Origin of the sequence: Rodentibacter pneumotropicus DSM 21403 (assembly GCF_000379905.1) — a bacterium.
Taxonomy (GTDB): domain Bacteria; phylum Pseudomonadota; class Gammaproteobacteria; order Enterobacterales; family Pasteurellaceae; genus Rodentibacter; species Rodentibacter pneumotropicus.
This window is the reverse complement of the sequence record NZ_KB904052.1, coordinates 181509-206897: the sequence shown is the minus strand read 5'-3', so window position 1 is coordinate 206897 and position 25389 is coordinate 181509. Positions and strand designations below refer to the sequence as shown.

Below are 25389 nucleotides of genomic sequence, written 5' to 3'. Positions count from 1 at the left end.
GAACTGCGTTTTGAAGATGAACAAGGGCAAGAAGAAATTTTCCTGCATGCAGAAAAAGACCTCAACCATATTGTTAAACATGACGAAACCACCCAAGTGGNAAATAACCGTACCGANCANGTAACAAGAGATGAANCCTGCCATATCGGCAACAACCGCACGGAAACNGTGGCACAAGATGAAGACCTCACCATCAACCGNGACCAAACCCACTCTATCGGACGAAATCGTATTACCAAAGTAGAACAAGACGACATCCTCAACATCAACAACAGCCGCTATNTNAANGTACACGGCGACACCATCATCCACGTCGGCAATGAACTCAACATTGACATCGCCCAAAACGGCAGCTGGGAAGCGGGTGAAGTGTTTGAACAAATCTGCGACATCTTTGACCTTGAGGGGTATGAGCAGGTAGAGCTGAGCGGTCCGGGCGGATCGATTATCATCAACCGGGAAGGCATCACCTTGGTGGGGGATGTGTATATTGAGGGGGAGCTGTGTCAGGAAGGGGGCGAAGCTGATATGGTTAGTGCGTTACAGATTGCTGCAAACGAAGGGCAAGAGAGCTGTATGGATTGTTTAAAATTAAAGCTACAGCAGGAATAAAATATGAACAAAGAATTAAAACTTTATGGTCTATTTGATGCCGCACTTATTCCGAAGGTTTGGTTTAATTTAGAGGCTTGGCAATTAAATTTGGAGCCTTTGTATCAAGGAAATTATCAACCTATTGCGGAAGCTATACCATACTTGATTGAACTCAATAGAAATACTAATTCTTATGCCGTTGATGAATTATTAGAAGACGACGCTTATCGGGCAGGATTGTTAATAAGATCAAGTTTAGAAATTACTGAATTAGTTGAAATCTTAGCGAGTTTTTATCACATTATTGGCTATGATAATAAGCCTTATTTAAGACGCTTTTTTGATATTCGTTTTTTTAATAACTTTGTTAATAGTTTATCACTAGAAGAGCTAAAATTTTTATTTGGTAAAGACACCACTTTTTATTACTTTGTTTCTGAGGAAAAGGGGTATTGCCAATATCAACTCAATTCATCTCTAACGCTTACAACTTCATTTATTGATTTATTGGTTTTAAAAGAAGAAATAAACCGCCTCTATTTGGAAGAAAATAATGAAATTAAATAATACCGCCATACTATTATTAATGAGCTTATTTTTATTAGGCTGTGAAAAAATTTTTAGTGAGCAGTTTTATAAAGATAGGCATTGTGCTGAAATAAAATATGAGTGTTTAAATGAATCACAAAATAAAATGGTTCAGAAGAATAATATGTTTAAACCAATGCNGTTAAATAAAGAACAATGGGACGATATTCAATATCGGAAAAAGTTAAAAATCTATGGAGAAGTTGCCAAGATGTTAGAAATTTATTATCCCGGTTTTTGGGGAGATAAAGATGAAGAATTTAAACTTCAATGGGTTGAGAATGTGGACAAAATCACACAGCGATATTATCCAAAGAGACGAAGAGCTACTTTAGAAACAATGGCATCAGTTTGTGCAATTATAGGAAGCGATTTTGAAACTAACCCGAAATTAGATTTTATAGCTAAGAAACTAAAAACAAGTCATGTAGATTCACCATTAAATGAAATTCATGATTATCTTCGCTTTGAAGTTTTAAAGAAAAATTTTGATGAAGGTGGTGTTCATTATAATACTTGGAGCTTACGAGGGGCTCAGGATGGAATGCCTCCATTCACTCGTAAAGTGCCCGATTTTTATACAGAATGGAAAGAAGATAATGAAACAGAAAATGTTTGGTCGATTTATAAAAATACAGTGAGAACGGGGAATGATCTATGACATGTCAGGTAATTCTTGTTGGTGTTAAAAATAAATAAAAAATGACCGCACTTAGGGGGGAAATGATGAAATTAGGTAAAACAACCATACTATTATTAACGAGCTTATTTTTATTAGGCTGTGAAAAAAGTTTTAGTGAGCAGTTTTATAAAGATAGGCGTTGTGCTGAAATAAAATATGAGTGTTTAAATGAATCACAAAATAAAATGACGCAGGAGAATAATATGTTTAAACCAATGCAGTTAAATAAAGAACAATGGGACGATATTCAATATCGGAAAAAGTTAAAAATCTATGGAGAAGTTGCCAAGATGTTAGAAATTTATTATCCCGGTTTTTGGGGAGATAAAGATGAAACATTTCAAATTCAATGGATAGAAAAAGTTGATCAATTAACATTAAATTACGATCCTAACCGCAGGAGAGCTGATTTAGAAACAATGGCAGCAGTATGTGCAATTATAGGAAGTGATTTTGAAGAGAACTCTAAATACAATTTTGTTGTGAATAAGTTAAAGAAAGGCGATTTATATTTATCTTCTAGGAATATTTTAGATTATTTAAGGTTTGAAGTTTTAAATAAAGATTTTGATGAAGCAGGAAGACAATATAACACTTGGAGTTTAAGAGGAGTACAAGATGGAATGCCTCACTTTACTCGTCGAGTTCCTAATTTTAATACTGAATGGAGGGAGGATAATGAAAAAGAAAATGTTTGGTCGATTTATAAAAATAATGTCAGGGGAAATGAAAATCTATGACTTGTCAGGTAATTCGTGTTGGTGTTAAAAATAAATAAAAAATGACCGCACTTAGGGGGGGGGAATGATGAAATTAGGTAAAACAACCATACTATTATTAACGAGCTTATTTTTATTAGGCTGTGAAAAAAGTTTTAGTGAGCAGTTTTATAAAGATAGGCGTTGTGCTGAAATAAAATATGAGTGTTTAAATGAATCACAAAATAAAATGACGCAGGAGAATAATATGTTTAAACCAATGCAGTTAAATAAAGAACAATGGGATGATATTCGACGTAGAGAAACCTTACAAGTATATGGTGAAGTTGCCAAGATGTTAGAAATTTATTATCCTGGTTTTTGGGGAGATAAAGATGAAGCATTTAAACTTCAATGGATTGAGAATGTAGATAATATTGCCACGAAATATTATGGAAAACACGAAAGAGGGACATTAGAAAAAATGGCTTCGATCTGCGCAATTATAGGAAACGATTTTGAAACTAACCCTAAATTAGATTTTATAGTCAAAAAACTAAAAACAAGTAATGTAGATACACCTTTGAGTGATATACGAAAATACCTATGGTTTGAAGTTTTAAAAAGAGATTTTGATCAATCTGGACGACAATATAATACTTGGAGTTTACGATGGGTCCAGGAAGGGATGCCTCCATTTACCCGTAAAGTGCCGGATTTTTATACGGAATGGCAAGAAGACAATGAAAACGAAAATGTCTGGTCGATTTATAAAAATACAGTGAGAACGGGGAATGATCTATGACATGTCAGGTAATTCGCATTGGTGTGTTTTTTGATGGCACAGGAAACAACTTATCTAATGATGAAGTGGGAAGAAGTAAAAATGGCGTAAGCAATATTGGCAAACTCTATCGGTTATATCGTGATGGTGAACGCTTTAAAGGGCAAAAAATAACGGAATGTGAAATTGTGGTGAAAGCGATCTATATTGAAGGGGTGGGAACAATAAACGGGAACGAAGATTACTCAAGCGGTGGAGCTTTTGGAACGCTAGGTGGACAAAGAATAAGTAGGGCTATTTCGCAAATTAAAACTATTCTAGCTAAGTATCCGGCTAGAGAATATCAACAACAAATTGACGTGTTTGGATTTAGTCGTGGGGCGGCTATGGCAAGGGATTTTATAAACTCTTTATCAGAGGATGATGAAATAAAAGGAATATTCAAATTTGTAGGTTTATTTGATACTGTTGGTTCTTTCGGTTTTCCGGGGGATGATAAAAACTGGAAAGCAAAAACGAAAGATTTTTCGGAAGGTAATCTTGAAATATTAGTTCGGGATATATTTGATTCATCCCCACCGGAAAAATATTACGAACCCTATAACTTTAACCTATCCCCTCAGAGCGCTGAACAAATCGTGCATTTTGTTGCAATGGATGAATATCGTAAAAATTTTCCATTAACCAACACCAATGGAGCCGGCTTGACTTATGAATTTATCGGCGCACATTCTGATGTAGGAGGCGGCTATGCGAGTGTGGAAAAAGAAAAAATAGCCGATGTGTTTGATAAGAAAAAATCAAACCAAGAAAATGAGAAGTCATTATTGTTACCGGCAGAAAATGATATTCAAATTGGTGAAAATTGGAAGTGTGGTATGCCTATTACGAGTTCGCCTTATCAATTTCTAGGAGTTAAATATTGTAAAGGTGAGCGGACAGTAACCGATGATTTACAAAAAGTGGCACTTATCGCTATGTATCGTTTAGCTATAAAGGCGGGTGTGCCATTTAAGAAAAATATTCACGATAAATATCCTGATATTCCCGAACCCAATATTCCTGATGAGCAGGGTTACACAGAGGAATTTGAAGGAAACCTTGAACAAAATATGCAAGCGTTAGGTTGGACGAAAGAATTACAAAACTATTGCACGATAGCAACAAGAAATATTACGGAATTACATGATTTTTTAAATGAAGGAGAAAAACGGACAAATGGCGGACAGGGCGCATTGCGGGCAGATCGAAATATTCCACATCTGAAAATTTTAGCAAAATATGCACACCATTCTGCCGGTATTTTTAAGGATGAGGTTTATCTTCCCGCTCCATTAGGATTTAAGCATCGGTTATATAACAATACGGTGGAAGACATTGCGAAATCTCCGCTTAATCGAGATAAGCAAACAAAGATACCAAAAAGGAATATTTTTGATAATAATCCTAGATTGGCAGTCATCAAGAAAGATTAATTATTAAAATAATTTAAGGGGAGGTCCGCTATCAAATGAACAATAGTGGAACCCGCATTGCAATAAATTCTATAATCAATCAATATGCTTTTCACATTTTGTGCGATTTATGGTATTTTATCGCCCGATTTTCAATTTAAGTTTAATAAGGAAAATATAAAATGGAAGCTCAAAGTCCAATGTCCACGTTAGTTATTTTCGTGATTTTCGGTTTAATTTTTTACTTTATGATTTATCGTCCGCAAGCGAAACGTAATAAAGAACATAAAAAATTGATGTCTGAATTAGCCAAAGGCTCAGAAGTATTAACGGCCGGCGGTCTGATGGGAAAAATCACCAAAGTGATTGAAGACAATAACAGCGTGGTAATTGCCTTAAATGAAACGACAGAAATCACGATTAATCGCAACTATATTGTCACTATCCTTCCAAAAGGTTCTGTAAAGACTCTTTAATTCTCCATTCATAAAGGGACAACTATGCTCAATCGTTACCCATTATGGAAGAATCTAATGGTGATCCTTGTGGTCGCCATTGGTGTTTTATACTCTCTTCCAAATATTTATGGTGAAGATCCCGCAGTGCAAATTTCAGGTACTCGTGGGCAACAAGCCAATACGGCTACATTAGGACAAGTTCAAGAAGTCTTAAAAGCCAATAACCTTCCAACAAAATCTATCGTTCTTGAACAAGGCTCTATTTTAGCCCGCTTCAATAATACGGACGATCAATTACTTGCTAAAGATAAAATTGCCGAAAAACTCGGTACGAACTACAGCACAGCTTTAAACCTTGCACCTGCAACTCCGACTTGGTTAAGTAGTATAGGGGCAAACCCAATGAAATGGGGTCTAGACCTACGCGGCGGGGTGCGTTTTTTGATGGAAGTGGATATGAACTCCGCTCTTGCAAAACGTCAAGAGCAATTACAGGACACATTGCGTAACGATCTTCGTAAAGAGAAAATTCAATACTCTGGCATTAAGAATGCCGAGCATTTCGGTACGACCATTACGCTTGCTAATCCTGACCAACTCTCAAAAGCGACCCGTATCATTCGCCAAGCTCACCCAACTTTAGACGTGAGTAATTCAGGCAACGATACACTAAATTTATCCCTATCCACGACCGCACTTAATGAAGCACGCGATTTGGCGATTGAGCAAAACTTAACAATTTTGCGTAAACGTGTTTCAGAATTGGGCGTAGCAGAAGCGGTAATACAACGTCAAGGTGCAGAACGAATCGTAATTGAATTACCTGGTGTACAAGATACAGCTAGAGCAAAAGAAATTCTTGGTGCAACGGCAACCCTTGAATTCCGAATGGTGAACTCTACGGTGAATTCCGAATCTGCCGCACGAGGAATTATCCCTGCGGATTCCGAAGTGAAATATAATCGTGAAGGTCAGCCCGTCGTATTATTAAAACGCCCATCTTTAGGCGGTGAACATATAATCAACTCTAGTGCGGCGCTGGATCATCAATCCGGTATGCCACAGGTAAGCGTCACTCTAGATAGTGAAGGTGGGGAACAAATGCTTCAACTCACCAAAAAATACTATAAAAAGCCAATGGCAACCCTTTACGTTGAATATAAAGACAACGGGAAAAAAGATGAGAATGGTAAAACCATTCTTGAGAAAAGCGAAGAAGTTATCAATGTTGCCACGATTCAGGCACGCTTTGGAGCAAACTTTCAAATTACCGGTGTTGGTAGTATGGCGGAAGCTAACAACCTTTCTACCTTATTAAAATCAGGCGCGTTAATCGCTCCTGTACAAATTGTGGAAGAACGCACTATCGGCCCATCATTAGGGGCACAGAATGTTGAACAGGGCTTGAGTGCAAGTTTCTGGGGATTAGTCTCCGTTATCATATTCATGCTTATCTACTATAAACTCTTCGGTATTATCGCAAGCTTTGCAATGGTCATTAACATTGTCTTGTTAGTTGGTTTGATGTCTATTCTTCCGGGGGCGACATTGTCTATGCCGGGAATTGCAGGTATCGTACTAACACTTGGAATGTCCGTTGATGCCAACGTATTGATCTTTGAACGGATCAAAGAAGAGATCCGCAATGGGCGCCCTATTCAGCAGGCTATTAATGAGGGGTATAACGGTGCATTTACTTCTATTTTTGATGCAAACCTCACCACTATCTTAACAGCTATTATCCTCTATGCTGTGGGAACCGGCCCGATTCAAGGCTTCGCAATTACCCTTTCATTAGGTGTTGCGATTTCCATGTTTACCGCTATTACCGGAACGCGCGCGCTTGTGAACGCAATTTATGGCGGCAAACGTGTTGAAAAACTTTCTATTTAATTGAGGTGACTATGGCACTTTTTGCAAGAGATAAAAACGGACATCTCATCAAAGAAATCAATGGAATTAAACTCCCGTTTCCATTGACCGAATTTATGAAAATACGTAAATGGGGCTACGTTGTTTCAACGCTTTTTATGGCGATTGCAATGTTTTTTATCGTAACAAAAGGCTTTAACTGGGGATTAGATTTTACCGGCGGTGTAGTATTTGATACTCACTTTTCTCAAACGGCAAATCTTGAGCAGATCCGTGACAAGCTGAAAGAACACGGTATTGAAAGTCCTATTGTGCAAACTACGGGCTCCGTTCAAGATGTGATGATTCGTTTACCGGCTTCTGATAACGATTCAGGTATTGGTGAGCGGGTTAAATCAATGTTGGTAGAACTTGATTCTGGCATTCAAATTAAAAGTATTGAGTTCGTTGGGCCTAACGTAGGCGAAGAATTAGCACAAGGCGCAGTTTATGCAACTTTAGCCACACTAGCGATGATGCTAATTTATATCGGTTCACGTTTTGAATGGCGTTTAGGCTTAGGCGGTATCGCCTCACTCGCTCACGATGTCGTAATTACCCTTGGCGTATTTTCAGCCTTACAAGTGGAAATGGATTTAACCTTCGTAGCGGCAATCCTTTCTGTGGTGGGCTATTCCATCAATGATAGTATTGTCGTATTTGACCGGGTTCGTGAAAATTTCCGCAAAATCAGACGATTGGATACAATTGATATTATTGATGTTTCCCTGACGCAAACCTTATCAAGAACAATCATGACTTCCGCAACAACGTTAATTGTGGTTATTGCCTTGTTCTTCTTCGGTGGCCCGTCCATTCATAACTTCTCTCTAGCGTTACTCGTCGGGATTGGGTTCGGTACTTATTCCTCCATCTTTATCGCAATTGCCATTGCCTATGATGTTGGCTTGAGACGTGAACATATGATCCCACCCAAAGTCGATAAAGAAGTGGATGAGCTCCCTTAACCAATTAAAAGTGCGGTCAAAATTAGCCGCACTTTTTCAAATAAAAAAGGCAGTTCCCCCACCTTTTCTGTTTTGTAAAAAGATAAAACACTCTCTGAATAAAATTATATTTTTGTGCAAATTTTATCTTTTATATAAAAAATAAGCGGCGATATTCACCGCCGCTAACACATAACCTATCTTCAAAATATTAGGCAGGATAAACAGGAAGACGTTTACAAATTGCTAATACTTTTTCTTTGGTCGCCTCAATAACTTGTTCCTCGTTTTCTTTGCCAAGTACATCTAAAATATCACACATCCAACCGGCTAAGTTACAACAATCTTGCTCATTAAAGCCTCGACGAGTTACCGATGGCGTACCCACTCGAATACCGGAAGTTACAAATGGTTTTTGCGGATCATTTGGCACCGAGTTTTTATTGACGGTAATGTTCGCTTTACCTAATGCTGCATCAGCCGCTTTACCGGTTAAGCCTTGTTTGATAAAACTCACCAAGAACAAATGATTTTCTGTACCATTTGATACGACATCATAACCACGTTGTTTGAATACTTCGACCATCGCCTTAGCATTTTTCAATACGTTAGCTTGATATACTTTGTATTCCGGTTCTAGCGCTTCTTTAAAACATACCGCTTTTGCAGCAATAATGTGAACTAACGGCCCCCCTTGATTAGCAGGGAACACGGAAGATTGTAATTTTTTATAGATTTCTTCATCACCACAAGAAGAAAGAATTAAGCCACCACGTGGACCGCCTAAGGTTTTATGGGTCGTTGTGGTCACGACATGTGCATATGGCAATGGATTTGGATATAATCCCGCAGCAATTAGCCCTGCCACATGTGCCATATCTACAAACAAATACGCCCCAACTTCATCGGCAATTTCACGCATCTTCGCCCAATCCACGACTTGAGAATAAGCGGAGAAACCGGCGACAATCACTTTTGGTTTAGATTCCAATGCTTTTTGACGCACATCTTCATAATCAATCAAACCATCTGCCGTAATACCGTAAAGCACAGAATTATAAATTTTACCGGAGAAGCTGACTTTTGCACCGTGAGTCAAATGACCGCCATGTGCCAAATCCATTCCGAGGATAGTATCGCCCGCATTAATTAATGCACCATACACAGCAGCATTCGCCTGTGAGCCTGAGTGAGGTTGCACATTGACATAATCGGCACCAAATAATTCTTTTGCACGGTCAATCGCCAACTGCTCCACAATGTCAGCATACTCGCAACCGCCATAATAACGTTTGCCCGGATAGCCTTCCGCATATTTATTAGTGAATTGCGAACCCTGTGCTTCCATCACACGTGGGCTGGCGTAGTTTTCAGAGGCGATTAATTCGATATGTTCTTCTTGACGGCGATTTTCATCCTGAATCGCTTGCCATAATACCGGATCGTAGTCAGCGATATTCATATTTTTAGTAAACATTGTGTTCTCCTGTTATGTGATTGCGAGCTATAGTGTAACCGCTTATTGATTTAAACTTAATTAAAATTTAGTACATATTTTTTCATCTAAGGAATGAAAAAGATTCATAGAAAAAGTACGGTCATTTTTCAATATTTTCCATTCTTAGTATGGAATACCCAGAATGCGACAATTACAGAGATCATCACTTTCAAACTCGGATATTTCACCAGCAATTTTGTTCGGAATAGGGAATAAACGTACGGTCAATGGCTTATTTAAACGAAACGCCATCGTCCCCGTATCACGCATAATCGCAGTAATACTTTCTGCACTTGCATTACCAGCCACAGGTACCGTATCTAAGCCTATACCGCATACAGCACTATAGGTGAGCAACGAGCGAATATCAAACTGTCCCTGTTGTGTACCTTGTGCCAATCCTAGATCCTCCGTTACTGCCAACATTAAACCTGAAAATCCCACCAAAGGCACGTTTTGCACAGATTTAAAGACTTTGGTTAGTAATGCAGATACTTCAACCGTACCTGCTGCCCCAAAATATGGAATCCCCATAAGCTCATACAGTTCTGTTATAGAAGCACAGTTTTTCGATGGTGCTGCGGAACTATCAATACCGACAAATTCAAAATTACCGGACAATTTAACCGCACTTAACATAGCAAGAATTTCATCTACATGATATTGCAGCGCTCTCGACATAGATTGATAGCAATCGGCATAAAACTGATTATGAGAGGATTTCGAAACTGATTTTAACGCTTCCACCAACAAATCCGGTGTTTCCAAACCAATAACAAAACTATTCGGCAAATGACTCAAATGATAACCGGCTGGAAAATAGGGAATAAAAGGTTTGCAGTTAAAATTTACAGTAAAGTTAAAATTACCTTCAGCACGTAGGGTAATTTGAGCAATACGCTGCATCGCATTAACAGATTGCTCAATCAAATGGTTATCCAAAACACCATTTTCATCTAACGGCACATTCACGCAGGCATTACATAAATCGCCATAGCCGGCAATAAGTTCAGGCAATAAGGCAATTTCCTGAGCATTGGTTGCGGCACCGATCGCAAAGCGAATACGTATGCCACTTTCATTTAATTTATTGAGTAAATTCGTTAAATACTGTAAATCTGCTTTTGCGCTTTTCACATCGGTTAAATCTAAGTATTCACCGAAAGGATTAGTAATAATTCGAATGGATTGCAAAACATAACCGGATTTTTGTATCGCCGGCAACAACAAATCGACTTCATGCTTCACAGAATGAAGAGCACTCTCCCACTGTGTTTTATCTTTATGTAATGTTATAAAGAAAGTCACGGTACGAATGCGACAAAGAGATTTGTTTTTGTAATCCATATTATTTCCTTACTTTAAATGGATAGGAAAAAACCATGCAAAGTGCGGCTATTTTTCAGCTATTCTTTCACGAGCAACCGCACGATATCCGATATCACAACGATAAAAACGTCCACTCCATTGGATTTGTTCAGCAAGTTTTAATGCCTTCTGTTGTGCTTCAAATACGCTATCGCCTAAGGCTGTGGCACATAATACTCGACCGCCATTAGTCACTAATTTCCCTTCTTTCGCTTCTACACCCGCCAAGAAAACTTTTTCATTTTCGACCGCACTTTGCGGCAAACCGACAATTTCATCGCCTTTGCGATAATCGCCCGGATAACCTTCCGCAGCTAACACGATGCCCAATGATGCCTTTGGATTCCATTGGGATTGAACTTCATCTAATTTGCCTTCACAAGCCTTGAGACAAAGTTCAACCAGATCAGATTCTAAACGTAGCATAATCGGTTGGGTTTCCGGATCACCAAAACGACAATTAAATTCGATCACTTTCGGCTGACCATTCGGCATAATCATTAAACCGGCATATAAAAAACCGGTGTAAACATTGCCTTCTGCTGCCATGCCATTTACCGTTGGATAGATCACTTCCTGCATAATGCGATCGTGAATTTCAGGCGTAACCACCGGTGCCGGCGAATAAGCCCCCATTCCCCCCGTATTCAATCCCGTATCGTTCTCTCCCACGCGTTTATGATCTTGGCTGGTTGCCATCGGTTCGACATTTTTACCATCCACCATCACAATAAAACTGGCTTCTTCACCATCTAAAAACTCTTCAATCACCACGCGGCTGCCTGCTTCGCCAAAGGCATTTCCCGATAACATATCACGCACCGCCTCTTCCGCTTCCTGTAATGTCATCGCCACAATCACGCCTTTCCCCGCCGCCAAGCCGTCAGCTTTCACCACAATCGGTGCACCTTTTTCACGCAAATAGGTCAATGCCGGTTCTACTTCAGTGAAATTTTGATATTCCGCAGTAGGAATTTTATGACGGGCTAAGAAATCTTTCGTGAAGGCTTTCGAGCCCTCTAGTTGAGCAGCGGCTTCTGTCGGTCCGAAAATTTTTAATCCTGCCGCACGGAAGGCATCCACCACACCAATAACAAGCGGCGCTTCGGGCCCAACAATGGTTAAGTCAATTTGATTATCTTGTGCAAATTTAACAAGCGCCGGAATATCGGTGACGGCAATATTTACGTTTTCGATATTATGTTCCAGTGCTGTTCCTGCATTACCTGGTGCAACAAACACTTTCTTGGCTAATGGAGATTGTGCTGCTTTCCAAGCAAGAGCGTGTTCACGACCGCCGTTTCCGATAATTAAAATGTTCATGATATGTCCTTGTCTGTTCAACTTTCCGTGGGTAGGCTTACCCACGGTTAAAAATAAGCATAACCCTTTGGGGTATTTGTGAAATCAACCCCATAGGGGTTGGACTATGCGTAACCGAGGGTAGACTTACCCTCGGCACAGGCTAAATATTAGTGCCTAAAATGTCTCATCCCAGTCAATACCATCACCATTCCGTGTTCGTCTGCCGCATCAATCACTTCCTGATCACGCATGGAGCCGCCCGGATGAATCACACATTGAATCCCCACTTTCGCCGCTGCATCAATACCGTCACGGAATGGGAAGAAAGCATCGGATGCCATCACACAACCCGTAACTTCCAGACCTTCATCCTGTGCTTTGATACCGGCTATTTTAGCGGAATAAACTCGGCTCATTTGCCCTGCCCCAATGCCGATAGTTTGGTTATTTTTAGCGTAAACAATCGCATTGGATTTCACAAATTTCGCTACTTTCCAACAAAATAATAAATCTTTTAACTCTTGTTCTGTCGGTTGGCGTTTACTGACGACTTTTAAATCTTCCAAACCGACCATGCCTAGATCCGCATCTTGCACCAATAATCCGCCATTTACCCGTTTAAAATCTAAACGCTGAGTGCGTTCTTGCCATTCGCCACATTCAAGCAGACGAACATTTTTCTTGCATTTCACTACTTCGACGGCTTCCACCGAAACTTTCGGTGCAATAATCACTTCCACAAATTGACGTTCAACAATTTCTGTGGCGGTTTTTTCGTCTAATTCACGGTTAAAGGCAATAATTCCACCAAAGGCAGAGGTTGGATCAGTTTGGTAGGCACGGTTATAGGCTTCTAATATATCTTTTCCTAACGCCACACCGCAGGGATTAGCGTGCTTCACGATCACACAAGCCGGCTCGTCAAATTCTTTCACACATTCAAGGGCTGCATCGGTATCGGCAATATTGTTGTAAGAAAGGGATTTGCCTTGTAATTGAGTCGCGGTCGCGACACTTGCTTCTTTCACGTTGAGATCCACATAGAATGCGGCATTTTGGTGGGCATTTTCACCATATCGCATGGTTTGTTTACGCACAAAATTCAGGTTTAAAGTCCGTGGAAATTGACCGCACTTCGCCTCTAAATCCTCTTCCGCTGCTACATGATAAGGCTTAACAAGCTGACCGAAATAATTGGCTATCATCGAATCATACTGCGCAGTATGTTCAAAGGCTTTGATGGCAAGATCAAAACGGGTTTCCAGCGTTAAGCTGTTTTGATGTTGATCCATTTCCGATAGGATTGCATTAAAATCCTTATTATTCACCACGATGGCAACATCTTTATGGTTTTTCGCAGCAGAACGCACCATGGTCGGACCGCCAATATCAATATTTTCTACCGCCTCTTCCAATGTGCAATCCGCTTTAGCAACAGTTTGTGCAAAGGGATATAAATTTACCACTACCATATCAATGCCTTCTATACCGTGTTGTTGCATAATGGCATCATCTGTTCCACGGCGACCTAAGATCCCCCCATGTACTTTCGGATGTAAAGTTTTCACGCGACCATCCATCATCTCGGGGAACCCCGTATAGTCAGATACTTCCGTCACAGGCAAACCATTTTGTTCTAAGAGTTTTGCCGTGCCGCCGGTAGAAAGCAATTTTACTCCTCGTTGCACAAGCCCTTGGGCAAATTCCACAATACCGGTTTTATCTGAAACACTTAATAAAGCCTGACGAATAGGGCGATCTGTCATTACATTTTCCTTTCATAGATAGATTAAAAAAATAAGCGCTCAGATTATAACGCAAACGGTTGCGTAAATATAGAAAAGATTCAATAAAAATCCGTCAAAGAAAGTGCGGTTAAAACTGAAAACGTTTTAGAGAAAAGCCCACATAACGTGGGCCGGTTGAAGAATATAAAAGGTAAAATCCAATCTTAGTTTTTCTTAAATTTATTATCTAATGCCAGTGCACCGCTACCGGCAAAAACAAAATAGAAGAAGACAACAGAATAAAGCAATGCGAGTTCACCACCATTTGTGAGTGGGAAAAATAAACCGCCTTTCACTGCATGCATAAAGAAGTAAGCATACGCCATTTGACCCGATAAAATAAAGGCTGCCGGTCGAGTAAATAAGCCTAGTAACACTAAAATACCACCGATAATTTCAATGATTCCACCGACAATCATTAATGGCTCAGTCACTGCTCCATTGCCACCAGTCATAGAGATTGGAAATTCCCAAAATTTAGCGGTGCCATGCAAGATAAACATATAAGCAGCAACAATACGTAATAACGCTAAAGCATAAGGACGAAATTTTTCAAGATTGTTCATAAAGTTTCCTTGTTTAAAGATAAATTAAAAAGTGCGCAGATCATAGCGATTAGCGTTTTATCAAACAAGCATAAAGTTTGAAAAAGACTTTTTACTTTAGGTTAAAAATAAGTTAATTCTCTATTTTATTTATCCAATTCAGAAAGCGTTCTGCATCCATAAAACCGGTTATGCGGCTGCCTGAAATTTCATTCCCTGAAGCGTCAAAAAATAAAATCGTTGGTAAACCTAATACCTGATAACGTTCCATTATGGCTTTATTTTCAGCGCTGTTTTTTGTCATATCCACTTGTAGCACCAAAATATTTTCAAAGGTGTTTTGCACCCTTTTATCACTAAAGGTATAACGTTCAAATTCTTTACAAGCTACGCACCAATCCGCATATAAATCCAACAAGGCTATATTATGAGGATTTTTCGCTAATGCCTCATCTAATTCTTGCAAATTTTGTATACGTTGAAATGTTGTATGAGAAATTCCCGTATTATTGACCGCACTACTTTGCATACCGGATTGATGCTGCCACATGAGATTTTGCAAAGGCTGTACCACTACCATAGCACAAACGAACGAGAGTACCTTCACGCCATAGCCCATGCCATTTTTTGGCATTTGCAAGGCAAACCAAACGAAGAATGAAGTCGCAAGCAACGCCCATAAACGCGGTTCCCACGCGTCAGGTAAAATACGGGAAATCAGAAATACCGGCAAGGCAAGCATGACAAAACCAAAACTTTGTTTAACCGTATTCATCCATTCGCCTGATTTTGGCAAAATTTTATTGCCGAACAATGTGATGAGCATTAACGGTATGCCCATACCCAACGCTAACAGATAGAGAGTGATCGCCCCCGTAACAAGATCGCCACTTTGCGCCACATAAAGCAAAGCTCCGGAAAGTGGCGCAGAAGTACAAGGTGAGGCAACCAGACCTGCGATCATTCCCATTAAAAACGCCCCACCAAAAGCCCCCGATGTTTGTTTTTGGCTCAAGGTATTGAGTTTGGTTTGTAAAGAACTTGGTAACTGCAACGTAAATACGCCAAACATGGATAATGCAAGCAATATAAACAGCACGGAGAACGCAATCATCACATAAGGATGTTGCAAAGCAATTTGGAACGGTAACCCTATTGCGGCCACTGCAAGCCCAAGTAGGGTATAGGTGAGTGCCATACCTTGTACATAAAGAAAACTAAGAGAAAAAGCACGCATCATATTTGGACGTTGTTGCTGACCGATTACGATAGATGAAAGCAATGGCAGCATAGGTAATACACAAGGTGTAAAAGCTAATCCCAGCCCAAGTAGGAAAAAGCCTAATGCCGCATACTTACTTTGGAATAAACCCGCCGCCAAACGATCTTGTTCCGTCAAAAGTGCGGTCGAATTTTGTGGTGTTTTTTCTTCCGCAGAAGCAATAGGTAAATCCCCCACGTTCAAAGTTTTGACTTCCGGTGGATAGCAAAATCCTTCTGTACACCCCTGATAGGAAATCTCAATATTCTGATTATCTCCGAATGTTTCACCGGAAAAATAAGCCACTAAAGGTTTTGTGAAAACGGCGACTCTTCCAAAATAAGGATCTTCGTGTATTTCAGCATCTTGATTGAAATTCATTGAAAGCGATTGAGGATCAGAGCTCACTTTTGCACTGATTTTATCTTGGTAAAGGTAATAGCCTTCTGCGATATCCCAACGAATAGAGAGTTGTTTTTTATCTTGTGAAATCTGAGCCGAAAGAGGAAAAGCGTTATCAACATTTAAAAAAGAAGATTTGTTATCAAATAACCCCGCTTGGCTTGCAAACACAGTAAAAATCAAAGCAAACAAAAGAACGTATTTTTTCATAGGTAAAAACATAAATTGTGAGGGGGAAAAATTCTAACATAAAGAAATTCTAAAAACTAAAAAAGCATGATTTAGATCATAAAAATAAAAAGATCATAAAAATAACCGCACTTTCCCATTGTTACAACAATGTTACAAAGCTAAAATAGGACATCACTCAAAATAAGTAATAGAGAGGATAAATATGGCGATACCACAGATTCTCATCGTTGAAGATGAAGTTGTTACTCGCAATACATTAAAAGGAATTTTTGAAGCGGAAGGTTATACTGTTCTTGAAGCACAAGATGGCGTGCAAATGCATGACATCTTAAAAAATAGCAGAGTAAATTTAGTTGTGATGGACATTAATCTACCCGGTAAAAATGGGCTGTTATTAGCAAGAGAATTGCGTGAATATGCTAACCTGCCTCTTATATTCTTAACCGGGCGGGATAATGAAGTAGATAAAATTTTAGGATTGGAAATTGGTGCGGATGATTACCTTACAAAACCTTTTAATCCCCGAGAATTAACTATTCGTGCCCGCAATTTGTTACATCGTGTGATGTTACAACATGAAAAAGAGAATAGTAATAGTGAACGTGAGTTTTATCGTTTCAACGGTTGGATATTAGATTTAAACGGTCACAATCTTATCAACCCGGAAGGAGAAATATTTAAATTACCACGTAGCGAGTTCCGTGCGATGTTACACTTCTGTGAAAACCCGGGTAAATTACAGAGCCGTGAAGAACTATTAAGAAAAATGACAGGGCGCGAGTTGAAACCTCAAGATCGTACCGTGGATGTCACAATTCGCCGTATTCGCAAGCATTTTGAAGATCACCCCGACACCCCGGAAATTATCGCGACAATTCACGGTGAAGGCTATCGGTTCTGTGGAACTATTGAACAATAGTTAACGTAAACAGGAAAAGGCTGAAAATTCAGCCTTTTTCTTTTATACGTTCGGCTTTGCGATCAAGAGGCATATTCGGTAAAATCAGCAAAAATTTAAAATATAGTAAGTTATGACAAAGAAAAAACTAAAATCGGGTTCAAATACTATTGCTCTAAATAAACGAGCCCGCCATGATTATTTCATTGAAGATGAAATTGAGGCAGGGCTTGAATTACAAGGCTGGGAAGTCAAGTCTATGCGTGCGGGCAAAGCAAATATTAGCGACAGCTATATTATTTTCAAAAATGGTGAAGCCTATTTATTTGGGGCGACGATCCAACCACTCAGTCTGGCTTCAACCCATATCGTATGTGATCCTACCCGAACCCGAAAACTCCTACTCAACAAGCGGGAGTTAGAATCTCTTTTTGGTAAATCCAGTCGTGATGGCTTTACTATTGTTGCCCTTTCTCTCTATTGGAAAGGTGCTTGGGCGAAAATTAAAGTCGGTTTAGCCAAAGGGAAAAAACAACACGATAAACGTGATGATATTAAAGATCGCGAGTGGAAACTGGCAAAAGAGCGAATTATGAAAAATGCCAATCGTGGATAATTTTTTCATTTAAAAAATAAAGTGCGGTTGATTTTAACGATAAAATCAACCGCACTTTTGTTAGACTGATTAAGGTTTATAAATAAACTCTATACCTTCGTCATCTTCTTCCGTCCAATCATCATCCCAATCATCGTCGTCAAATTGATGTTCTACCAACTGCTCTTGATGATAATCTTCCCATTTAAATTTTACTTCTTCCGGTGCAATTTGTGGTTCTTCCACATCACGAGGATGAGCCTCAATAAAATCCATAATATCGCGGCATAATGAAGGAACATTTTTACCTGTCGCTGCTGAGATTAAATAATAGTCTTCATCCCACCCTAAACGCTCAGTAATATCTTTTGCACGTTCATGCGCCTCTTCATCAGTTATCGTATCAATTTTATTGAATACTAGCCAACGTGGTTTTTCAGCTAATTTTTCGCTATATTGGAACAATTCAGATTCAATGATAGCGACATTATCTGCAGGATCGGAACTATCAATCGGGTTAATATCCACAAGGTGAATAAGCACTCGGCAACGTTCCAAATGTTTCAGGAAACGAATCCCTAAGCCTGCCCCCTCTGCAGCCCCTTCAATCAATCCGGGAATATCAGCAACGACAAAGCTACGGGCTTCATCCATTTTTACTACGCCAAGACTTGGTACTAGCGTTGTAAACGGATAATCCGCCACTTTAGGTTTAGCGGCGGATACCGCACGAATAAAGGTTGATTTACCGGCATTCGGCAATCCCAACATACCTACATCAGCAAGCAACATAAGCTCTAATAATAAATCCCGCTTTTCTCCCGGTGTTCCCATTGTCTTCTGGCGCGGTGCTCGATTAACGGAAGATTTAAAACGTGTATTTCCCAAGCCATGATACCCCCCTTTTGCCACCAACATTTTTTGCCCGTGTTTAGTCAGATCACCTAAGGTTTCTTTTGTATCATTATCAATGGCACGGGTTCCTACGGGTACAGATAAAATAATATCTTTACCACGACGACCAGTGCAATCAGAACTACGACCATTTTCACCACGTTCCGCAGCAAAACGTTTGTTAAAGCGATAATCAATTAATGTATTAAGGTTCTCATCGGCAACCAAATAGACATCACCGCCATCACCGCCATCACCGCCATCCGGTCCGCCTTTAGGGATAAATTTCTCACGACGAAAGCTGACACAACCATTCCCGCCGTCTCCCGCCTCCACTCGAATCAAGGACTCATCAATAAACTTCATTAAAATTCTCCAAAATTTGACCGCACTTTTCTATTACTTCCGGTATTATGTAGCAAATACACAAAACAGTCATGTCAACGAAACGTAGGGACACACGCAGAGTGTCACTACAAATAACCCCAAAATCAAGTTTGTGCAACGACTACATAATACAGATTATTTCTCATTGTGCGGTGATAGTAATTTATGTCCGATTGCAGATAAAATTGCTCCGCATACTACAACAAATGCCCCAATATAGCTAATGCTATTTAATTCGGGTGCGGCAAAATAATTCGGACTAATCATATGGCTGATATGAGAAAATAAAATCGTAAAAAGTGGCACTAACATCACCACAACACTGACTTTTGAAACATCCCAACGATTTAATGCCTCTGCATAAGAACCATAACCGATTAATGTATTTAAACAACAATAAATAAAGCAAATCAGTGTAAAAGGGGTTAAGGCTTGTACCTGTGAAAACTCAGCCATAGGGGTAAACACAATCACGCAACCAAAATACATCATTAATAAAATTTGTTGCGAACTAAATTTACGCAACATTAACTTTTGCGCCATTCCGTATGCAACCCATATCAGTGAAGCGGTAACACTTAAAATAACGCCAATTGAATACTGATTAAGTTCAACAAAAATATTAAGACGATCATTAAAAAATAATCCAAGACCAATTAATAAAAATAAGATCCCGACTTTCTGATGTAGCCCCAGCTTTTCTTTAAAAATAATCACACCACTGATTAACATACCAAAGGAAGATAAATGAATGAAAATCTGTGCGACTGAGGGTTCGATATAATTTAATGAACGGCTAAATAGCAAAAAATTACCGGCGAGTCCAAGTACGCCAATGATTGCAAGCCAAGTATATCGCCCAATTTTCCTTAACTCAGGCAATTTCTTTTTATAAGCAAGCAAAATAAAGAGAGCAATTGTAGCAACAACAAAACGATACCATACGATAGTTTGTGCATTCATTGCCGATAATACTTGTTTCAATGCGATTGGCAGAGATCCCCAAGCCATTGCAGTAATCAGTGCAAAAATAAAGCCTAATAACGGTTGCTGTTTCATAGTTACCCGCTTTGTTAGAAATAAAAAAGACAAAAACGCCCCACAAAAGTTTGCAGGGCGTTTCTTTCAATCAGATAAGTTTTTAAATTATTCAGTAACAATACTTACATATTTGCGGCTCTTTTCGCCTTTTACTTCAAATTTAACTTTACCGTCAGCTGTTGCAAATAGGGTGTGGTCTCTACCCATTCCTACATTGCTACCAGCATGGAATTTAGTACCACGTTGACGAACGATAATGCTGCCTGCTAGTACAGATTCGCCACCAAAACGTTTAACACCAAGGCGTTTAGCTTCAGAATCGCGACCGTTACGAGTTGAACCACCAGCTTTTTTAGTTGCCATCTATTTGATCTCCTCTGAAATTATGCTTGAATCCCAGTGATTTTCACTTCAGTGAACCACTGGCGATGACCCTGTTGTTTACGGCTGTGTTTACGACGACGGAATTTAACGATTTTAACTTTCTCGCCACGACCTTGTGTAACAACCTCAGCCACTACTTTTGCACCTGCTACTACCGGTGCACCAATTTTAACATCTTCACCATTAACGACCATCAACACTGAATCGAACTCAACTGTTGCGCCAGTTGCAAGTTCAAGTTTTTCTAAACGAACCACCTGACCTTCGCTCACACGGTGTTGTTTACCGCCACTTTGGAAAACTGCGTACATAAATACTCCGCTTAACTGTGTTTCTCTGCCTTTGGCAGCCCACACTTCAAAATTCATATAAATAGGTCGCAGATTCTATGAGAAAAACGATTTCATAGCAAGAACTTATTTACAATAAAATAAAAAAATTCCCTTTTCTCACGGATTAATTTTAGAAAAATTAAAAACTCGGGTAAAATGTACCGCACTTTCATTTGAGAACAAGCGCAAAAGATGAAAAAACAAGATTTAATGGATATGCACGCCATTCAACAATTAGCTGATCCTGACATGCAGAAAGTCAATCAAAATATTCTTGCTCAGCTTAATTCCGATGTTGCTCTAATTAACCAGCTCGGCTTTTATATCGTTCAAGCAGGAGGTAAAAGGATCCGTCCGTTGCTCGCTGTTCTTGCTGCACGAGCTTTAGGTTTCAAAGGAGAAAATGCCATTACTTGTGCTACTTTTGTGGAATTTATCCATACCGCTTCTCTATTGCACGATGATGTCGTTGATGAATCGGATATGCGCCGTGGTCGCGCTACTGCAAATGCCGAATTCGGAAATGCAGCAAGCGTGTTGGTCGGTGACTTTATTTATACGCGGGCATTCCAACTTGTTGCTCAACTGGAATCCTTAAAAATTCTTCGTATCATGGCTGATGCGACGAATGTCCTTGCAGAGGGTGAGGTACAACAATTAATGAACGTAAACGATCCGGAAACCAGCGAAGCTAATTATATGCGTGTAATCTACAGCAAAACGGCACGTTTGTTTGAAGTTGCGGGACAAGCAGCGGCAATTGTGGCAAATGCTACGGAGCAACAAGAAAAAGCCTTACAGGATTACGGTCGCTATCTTGGTACGGCATTTCAGCTTGTTGATGACGTACTGGATTACAGTGCAAACGTCCAAGATTTAGGTAAAAATATAGGTGACGATTTGATGGAAGGCAAACCCACCCTTCCTTTATTGCATGCCATGCGTCACGGCAATACAGAACAAGCTGCGTTGATTCGTGAAGCGATTGAACAGGGCGGTAAACGTGAGATCATTGATGAAGTATTGACAATTATGTCTGAACACAAATCACTGGATTACTCAATGGAGCGAGCAAAACAAGAAGCGCAAAAGGCAGTTGATGCAATTTCAATTTTACCGGAAAGCCAATACAAACAAGCATTAATCTCCTTGGCATATTTATCCGTAAATAGAACTTACTAACGATTGAAATATTTTATCCTCTTTTATAAGCAATTACTTTATGAATAACCTTAAAACACAAAATTCGACTAATTTTCAGCCTAGAACATCTAAAAAGAAGGCTCGAAAAGATCCTAATTCGCCCTTTATTCGTGAAAAATTAGAACTGCCGGAGGGACACAATAAGCTCCTTCTTCACTCTTGCTGTGCCCCTTGTTCCGGTGAAGTAATGGAAGCTATTCTTGCTTCTGGTATTGAATTTACTATTTATTTCTACAATCCTAATATTCATCCACTCAAAGAATATTTGATCCGTAAAGAAGAAAATATTCGTTTTGCCAAAAAATTTGGGATTCCATTTATTGATGCGGATTATGATCGCCAAAATTGGTTTGACCGAGCCAAAGGGATGGAATGTGAGCCGGAGCGTGGCATTCGTTGTACAATGTGCTTTGATATGCGCTTTGAAAAAGCTGCCGAATACGCACACGAACATGGTTTCCCGGTTTTTACCAGCTGTCTTGGTATTTCCCGTTGGAAAGATATGAACCAAATTAACGGCTGCGGTCATCGTGCAGCTGAAAAATACGATGATGTTATTTACTGGGACTACAACTGGCGCAAAGAAGGCGGCTCACAACGAATGATCGAAATCAGTAAACGTGAACGTTTTTACCAGCAAGAATATTGTGGTTGTGTTTATTCATTACGTGATAGCAATAAATGGCGTGAGGAAACTGGTCGTCATAAAATTGAAATCGGAAAACTGTATTATTCACCGGATTAAAACACGAAAAAAATAACCGCACTTTCCCAAATACCGACTAGCCTATCAATATTTTTCATTGAAAATAAATGAAGGAAAAAATGGAAGAAAACCAACTAGAAAAATTACCGGCATTTGTCATTAACATACTTAAATATGTATTAAGTACGGCACTTATCGCACTTTCTATCGTTTTGATTATTGCCCTAGCCAAAATCACCTATTCTCTTGCTTTAATGGTGATAAACCCTTCCACAACCGTGCCTTATGCATTAGCAGAGCAGGCCGTCATGTTTTTCTTGTATTTCGGTTTTATCGGCTTAATTGTTCAATATTTTAAAAGCGGTTATCACTTTCCACTACGTTATTTCATTTATGCAGGTATAACAGCGATGCTCCGCTTAATCATCGTAAGCCATGAAAATGCAGTAGACACACTTCTATTTGCCGGTGCAATTTTAATTATGGTAATTGCACTCTGTTTAGTACTTTATTCCAATAAATTAAAAAATTTCTAAAAACGAAAATGCACAAAACATCGTGCATTTGTTTAGTTTAATGAGATGATCAGATACGAAAAAAGCAAGGTAATTTACCTTGCTTTATTAATTTGGTGGAGATAATCGGGATCGAACCGACGACCTCTTGAATGCCATTCAAGCGCTCTCCCAACTGAGCTATATCCCCAAAAGATGGCGGTATCTTAAATTTTACCGCTATCGCTGTCAATATGAAATTATCTAGAAAAAATCAGACGATTAAATATTAAGCATTTTAAGATTTAATAAAATCAATCGCACGTTGAATACGGGCAAGCACTCGTTCACGCCCAATTCCGACTAAAGTCACATCCATTGATGGCGATTGCCCAGAACCTGTCACTGCCACACGTAACGGCATCCCTACTTTCCCCATCCCCACTTCAAGTTCTGCTGCGGTTTGTTCAAGCGCTTCATGGGTAGAATGTAAATCCCAAATAGAAAGTGCGGTCAATTTTTCTTTTACTTTTTCAAGTGCATCAACGGCACCGGCTTTGAAATGTTTTTTCACTGCCGCTTCATCAAAAGTCTCAAATTCTTCAAAGAAATAACGGCTGGCAAGTGCCATTTCCCGTAGCGTTTTGCAGCGATCTGCTAACATTTTGACGATTTCCCCTAAAGCAGGACCATTGGTGATATCAATGCCAAGATCCCGATATTGCCATTCGAGATGTTTTGCTACATATTCCGGTGGTAACTCACGAATATAATGATGATTTAACCACAAAAGTTTATCGGTATTAAATGCACTGGCAGACTTACTCACATGGTCTAATTCAAAATACTTGATCATTTCTTCACGACTAAAAATCTCTTGATCGCCATGTCCCCAACCTAAACGCACAAGATAATTGACTAATGCTTCCGGTAAATAACCTTCATCACGATATTGCATCACACTGACTGCGCCATGGCGTTTAGAAAGTTTTTGACCATCATCACCGTTGATCATAGAAACGTGGGCATACACCGGAATCGGTGCGCCAAGAGCTTTTAAGATGTTAATTTGACGCGGTGTATTGTTAATATGGTCCTCTCCACGCACAACGTGAGTGATGCCCATATCCCAATCATCCACCACCACACAGAAATTGTAGGTCGGCGAACCATCGGTTCGGCGAATAATTAGGTCGTCTAATTCACTATTGCTAATTTCAATACGACCACGCACCGCATCATCAAATATAACCGAGCCTTCCGTTGGATTTTTAAAGCGTACAACATGAGGTTCATCAGGTGAATGACTGTGATCATGCAGACAATGACGGTCATAGCGAGGCTTTTCTTTATTTTGTTCTTGGTTATGACGTAACTCTTCTAGACGTTCTTTAGAGCAATAACAGCGATAAGCCAAGCCTTGTTCAAGCATTTCATCAATCACTTGATTATAACGATCAAAACGTTTGGTTTGATAATAAGGACCATGTTCCCATGCAAGATTAAGCCATTCCATCCCTTCTAAAATAGCCGCTGTCGCTTCTGGTGTTGAACGTTCTAAGTCCGTATCTTCAATGCGTAATACAAACTCACCTTGGTTGTGTTTTGCAAATAACCAAGAATAAAGCGCCGTACGCGCACCGCCTACGTGTAAATAGCCCGTTGGGCTTGGGGCAAAACGTGTGCGTACTTTTACATTCGGATCTAAATTAAAAGGAGCATCTAATTTCATTCTTATAACCTATATTTAATAAAAAATTGTTTGCTATTTTACTACGACTAGACACAGTTCTAAATAAAAAAGCCATTTTTATGTTTATTTTTACAACAATTAAGTTAAATTTTATAAAAAATGATTGACTGAAAATGCATTATCCCTATAATGCCAATCCACAACATTGAGGGCGATTAGCTCAGTTGGGAGAGCACCTCCCTTACAAGGAGGGGGTCACTGGTTCGAGACCGGTATCGCCCACCACTT

At 39.5% G+C, this 25389-nt stretch carries 24 protein-coding genes and 2 tRNA genes; 14 read left to right on the top strand and 12 right to left on the bottom strand.

Going from position 1 to position 25389, the window contains the following annotated elements:
* Positions 1 to 3 precede the first annotated feature (3 nt).
* The 8 genes from A3GE_RS12190 to secF all read left to right on the top strand — a co-directional run bounded on the left by A3GE_RS12190 (position 4) and on the right by secF (position 8137).
* Entirely contained in the window at positions 4 to 612 is a 609-nt protein-coding gene (locus tag A3GE_RS12190) for a bacteriophage T4 gp5 trimerisation domain-containing protein (protein ID WP_051072345.1), read from the top strand.
* 3 nt (positions 613 to 615) lie between these two features.
* Positions 616 to 1161 carry a DUF4123 domain-containing protein gene (locus A3GE_RS11150; RefSeq protein ID WP_018356384.1) on the top strand — a complete coding sequence of 182 codons (546 nt, stop codon included), beginning with the start codon at positions 616 to 618 and terminating at the stop codon, positions 1159 to 1161.
* Positions 1162 to 1905: 744 nt separating this feature from the next.
* Positions 1906 to 2604 (top strand): hypothetical protein, encoded by a 699-nt coding sequence (locus tag A3GE_RS0106125; protein WP_026215417.1) that lies wholly within the window; start codon positions 1906 to 1908, stop codon positions 2602 to 2604.
* A 64-nt stretch (positions 2605 to 2668) separates the two neighbouring features.
* Positions 2669 to 3367, top strand: coding sequence for a hypothetical protein (locus tag A3GE_RS0106120; RefSeq protein ID WP_018356381.1), 699 nt, complete (start codon positions 2669 to 2671; stop codon positions 3365 to 3367).
* On the top strand, positions 3364 to 4821 hold the full coding sequence (locus A3GE_RS0106115) for a phospholipase effector Tle1 domain-containing protein (RefSeq protein ID WP_018356380.1): 1458 nt from the start codon (positions 3364 to 3366) through the stop codon (positions 4819 to 4821). The genes A3GE_RS0106120 and A3GE_RS0106115 overlap by 4 nt, the downstream gene beginning before the upstream one ends.
* 161 nt (positions 4822 to 4982) lie before the next feature.
* On the top strand, positions 4983 to 5276 hold the full coding sequence (yajC, locus tag A3GE_RS0106110; RefSeq protein ID WP_018356379.1) for a preprotein translocase subunit YajC: 294 nt from the start codon (positions 4983 to 4985) through the stop codon (positions 5274 to 5276).
* Positions 5277 to 5300: 24 nt separating this feature from the next.
* Positions 5301 to 7151: a protein translocase subunit SecD gene (secD, locus tag A3GE_RS0106105; RefSeq protein ID WP_026215416.1), complete on the top strand. Its 1851-nt coding sequence runs from the start codon at positions 5301 to 5303 to the stop codon at positions 7149 to 7151.
* Positions 7152 to 7162: 11 nt separating this feature from the next.
* Positions 7163 to 8137 (top strand): protein translocase subunit SecF, encoded by a 975-nt coding sequence (secF, locus tag A3GE_RS0106100; protein WP_018356377.1) that lies wholly within the window; start codon positions 7163 to 7165, stop codon positions 8135 to 8137.
* Positions 8138 to 8327: 190 nt separating this feature from the next.
* Here the strand turns inward: secF and glyA are convergent, their stop codons facing one another.
* The 6 genes from glyA to A3GE_RS0106070 all read right to left on the bottom strand — a co-directional run bounded on the left by glyA (position 8328) and on the right by A3GE_RS0106070 (position 16492).
* Complete coding sequence (gene glyA, locus A3GE_RS0106095) at positions 8328 to 9593, bottom strand: serine hydroxymethyltransferase (RefSeq protein WP_018356376.1); 1266 nt, start codon at positions 9591 to 9593, stop codon at positions 8328 to 8330.
* Positions 9594 to 9737: 144 nt separating this feature from the next.
* A complete protein-coding gene (locus A3GE_RS0106090; protein ID WP_018356375.1) occupies positions 9738 to 10961 on the bottom strand; it encodes a DUF711 family protein in 1224 nt (407 codons plus the stop codon).
* A gap of 48 nt (positions 10962 to 11009) precedes the next feature.
* Complete coding sequence (gene purD, locus A3GE_RS0106085) at positions 11010 to 12305, bottom strand: phosphoribosylamine--glycine ligase (protein ID WP_018356374.1); 1296 nt, start codon at positions 12303 to 12305, stop codon at positions 11010 to 11012.
* Positions 12306 to 12454: 149 nt separating this feature from the next.
* Positions 12455 to 14053 (bottom strand): bifunctional phosphoribosylaminoimidazolecarboxamide formyltransferase/IMP cyclohydrolase, encoded by a 1599-nt coding sequence (gene purH, locus A3GE_RS0106080; protein ID WP_018356373.1) that lies wholly within the window; start codon positions 14051 to 14053, stop codon positions 12455 to 12457.
* Between the two features lie 185 nt (positions 14054 to 14238).
* A complete protein-coding gene (locus A3GE_RS0106075) occupies positions 14239 to 14640 on the bottom strand; it encodes a DoxX family protein (RefSeq protein ID WP_018356372.1) in 402 nt (133 codons plus the stop codon).
* A 112-nt stretch (positions 14641 to 14752) separates the two neighbouring features.
* Entirely contained in the window at positions 14753 to 16492 is a 1740-nt protein-coding gene (locus A3GE_RS0106070) for a protein-disulfide reductase DsbD (protein ID WP_026215415.1), read from the bottom strand.
* A 184-nt stretch (positions 16493 to 16676) separates the two neighbouring features.
* Here A3GE_RS0106070 and arcA point away from each other — a divergent pair, with 184 nt between their 5' ends.
* Both arcA and smpB read left to right on the top strand, forming a co-directional pair.
* Complete coding sequence (gene arcA, locus A3GE_RS0106065; protein WP_018356370.1) at positions 16677 to 17393, top strand: two-component system response regulator ArcA; 717 nt, start codon at positions 16677 to 16679, stop codon at positions 17391 to 17393.
* Positions 17394 to 17505: 112 nt separating this feature from the next.
* Positions 17506 to 17988: an SsrA-binding protein SmpB gene (gene smpB / locus A3GE_RS0106060; RefSeq protein WP_018356369.1), complete on the top strand. Its 483-nt coding sequence runs from the start codon at positions 17506 to 17508 to the stop codon at positions 17986 to 17988.
* A 69-nt stretch (positions 17989 to 18057) separates the two neighbouring features.
* On the opposite strand, the gene cgtA is transcribed toward smpB, so the two are convergent.
* The 4 genes from cgtA to rplU form a co-directional block, all read right to left on the bottom strand.
* Complete coding sequence (gene cgtA / locus A3GE_RS0106055; RefSeq protein WP_018356368.1) at positions 18058 to 19227, bottom strand: Obg family GTPase CgtA; 1170 nt, start codon at positions 19225 to 19227, stop codon at positions 18058 to 18060.
* Between the two features lie 156 nt (positions 19228 to 19383).
* The gene (locus tag A3GE_RS0106050; protein WP_018356367.1) at positions 19384 to 20307 is read right to left on the bottom strand and encodes a DMT family transporter; all 924 of its coding nucleotides are present in this window, start codon (positions 20305 to 20307) and stop codon (positions 19384 to 19386) included.
* An 87-nt stretch (positions 20308 to 20394) separates the two neighbouring features.
* Positions 20395 to 20652: a 50S ribosomal protein L27 gene (gene rpmA / locus A3GE_RS0106045; RefSeq protein WP_005760959.1), complete on the bottom strand. Its 258-nt coding sequence runs from the start codon at positions 20650 to 20652 to the stop codon at positions 20395 to 20397.
* Between the two features lie 20 nt (positions 20653 to 20672).
* Positions 20673 to 20984, bottom strand: a complete 312-nt coding sequence (gene rplU / locus A3GE_RS0106040) for a 50S ribosomal protein L21 (protein ID WP_026215414.1) — start codon at positions 20982 to 20984, stop codon at positions 20673 to 20675.
* Between the two features lie 213 nt (positions 20985 to 21197).
* On the opposite strand from rplU, the gene ispB reads away from it, so the two are divergent.
* The 3 genes from ispB to psiE all read left to right on the top strand — a co-directional run bounded on the left by ispB (position 21198) and on the right by psiE (position 23450).
* Positions 21198 to 22187, top strand: a complete 990-nt coding sequence (gene ispB, locus A3GE_RS0106035) for an octaprenyl diphosphate synthase (RefSeq protein WP_018356365.1) — start codon at positions 21198 to 21200, stop codon at positions 22185 to 22187.
* Between the two features lie 40 nt (positions 22188 to 22227).
* Positions 22228 to 22953, top strand: coding sequence for an epoxyqueuosine reductase QueH (locus A3GE_RS0106030; RefSeq protein WP_018356364.1), 726 nt, complete (start codon positions 22228 to 22230; stop codon positions 22951 to 22953).
* 80 nt (positions 22954 to 23033) lie between these two features.
* Entirely contained in the window at positions 23034 to 23450 is a 417-nt protein-coding gene (gene psiE, locus A3GE_RS0106025) for a phosphate-starvation-inducible protein PsiE (protein WP_018356363.1), read from the top strand.
* Positions 23451 to 23543: 93 nt separating this feature from the next.
* Here psiE and A3GE_RS0106020 read toward each other — a convergent pair.
* Positions 23544 to 23619: transfer RNA gene (locus A3GE_RS0106020), tRNA-Ala, on the bottom strand.
* Between the two features lie 87 nt (positions 23620 to 23706).
* Entirely contained in the window at positions 23707 to 25140 is a 1434-nt protein-coding gene (gene gltX / locus A3GE_RS0106015; protein ID WP_018356362.1) for a glutamate--tRNA ligase, read from the bottom strand.
* Positions 25141 to 25310: 170 nt separating this feature from the next.
* Between gltX and A3GE_RS0106010 the strand changes: the two genes are divergently transcribed.
* Positions 25311 to 25386: transfer RNA gene (locus A3GE_RS0106010), tRNA-Val, on the top strand.
* Positions 25387 to 25389 lie beyond the last annotated feature (3 nt).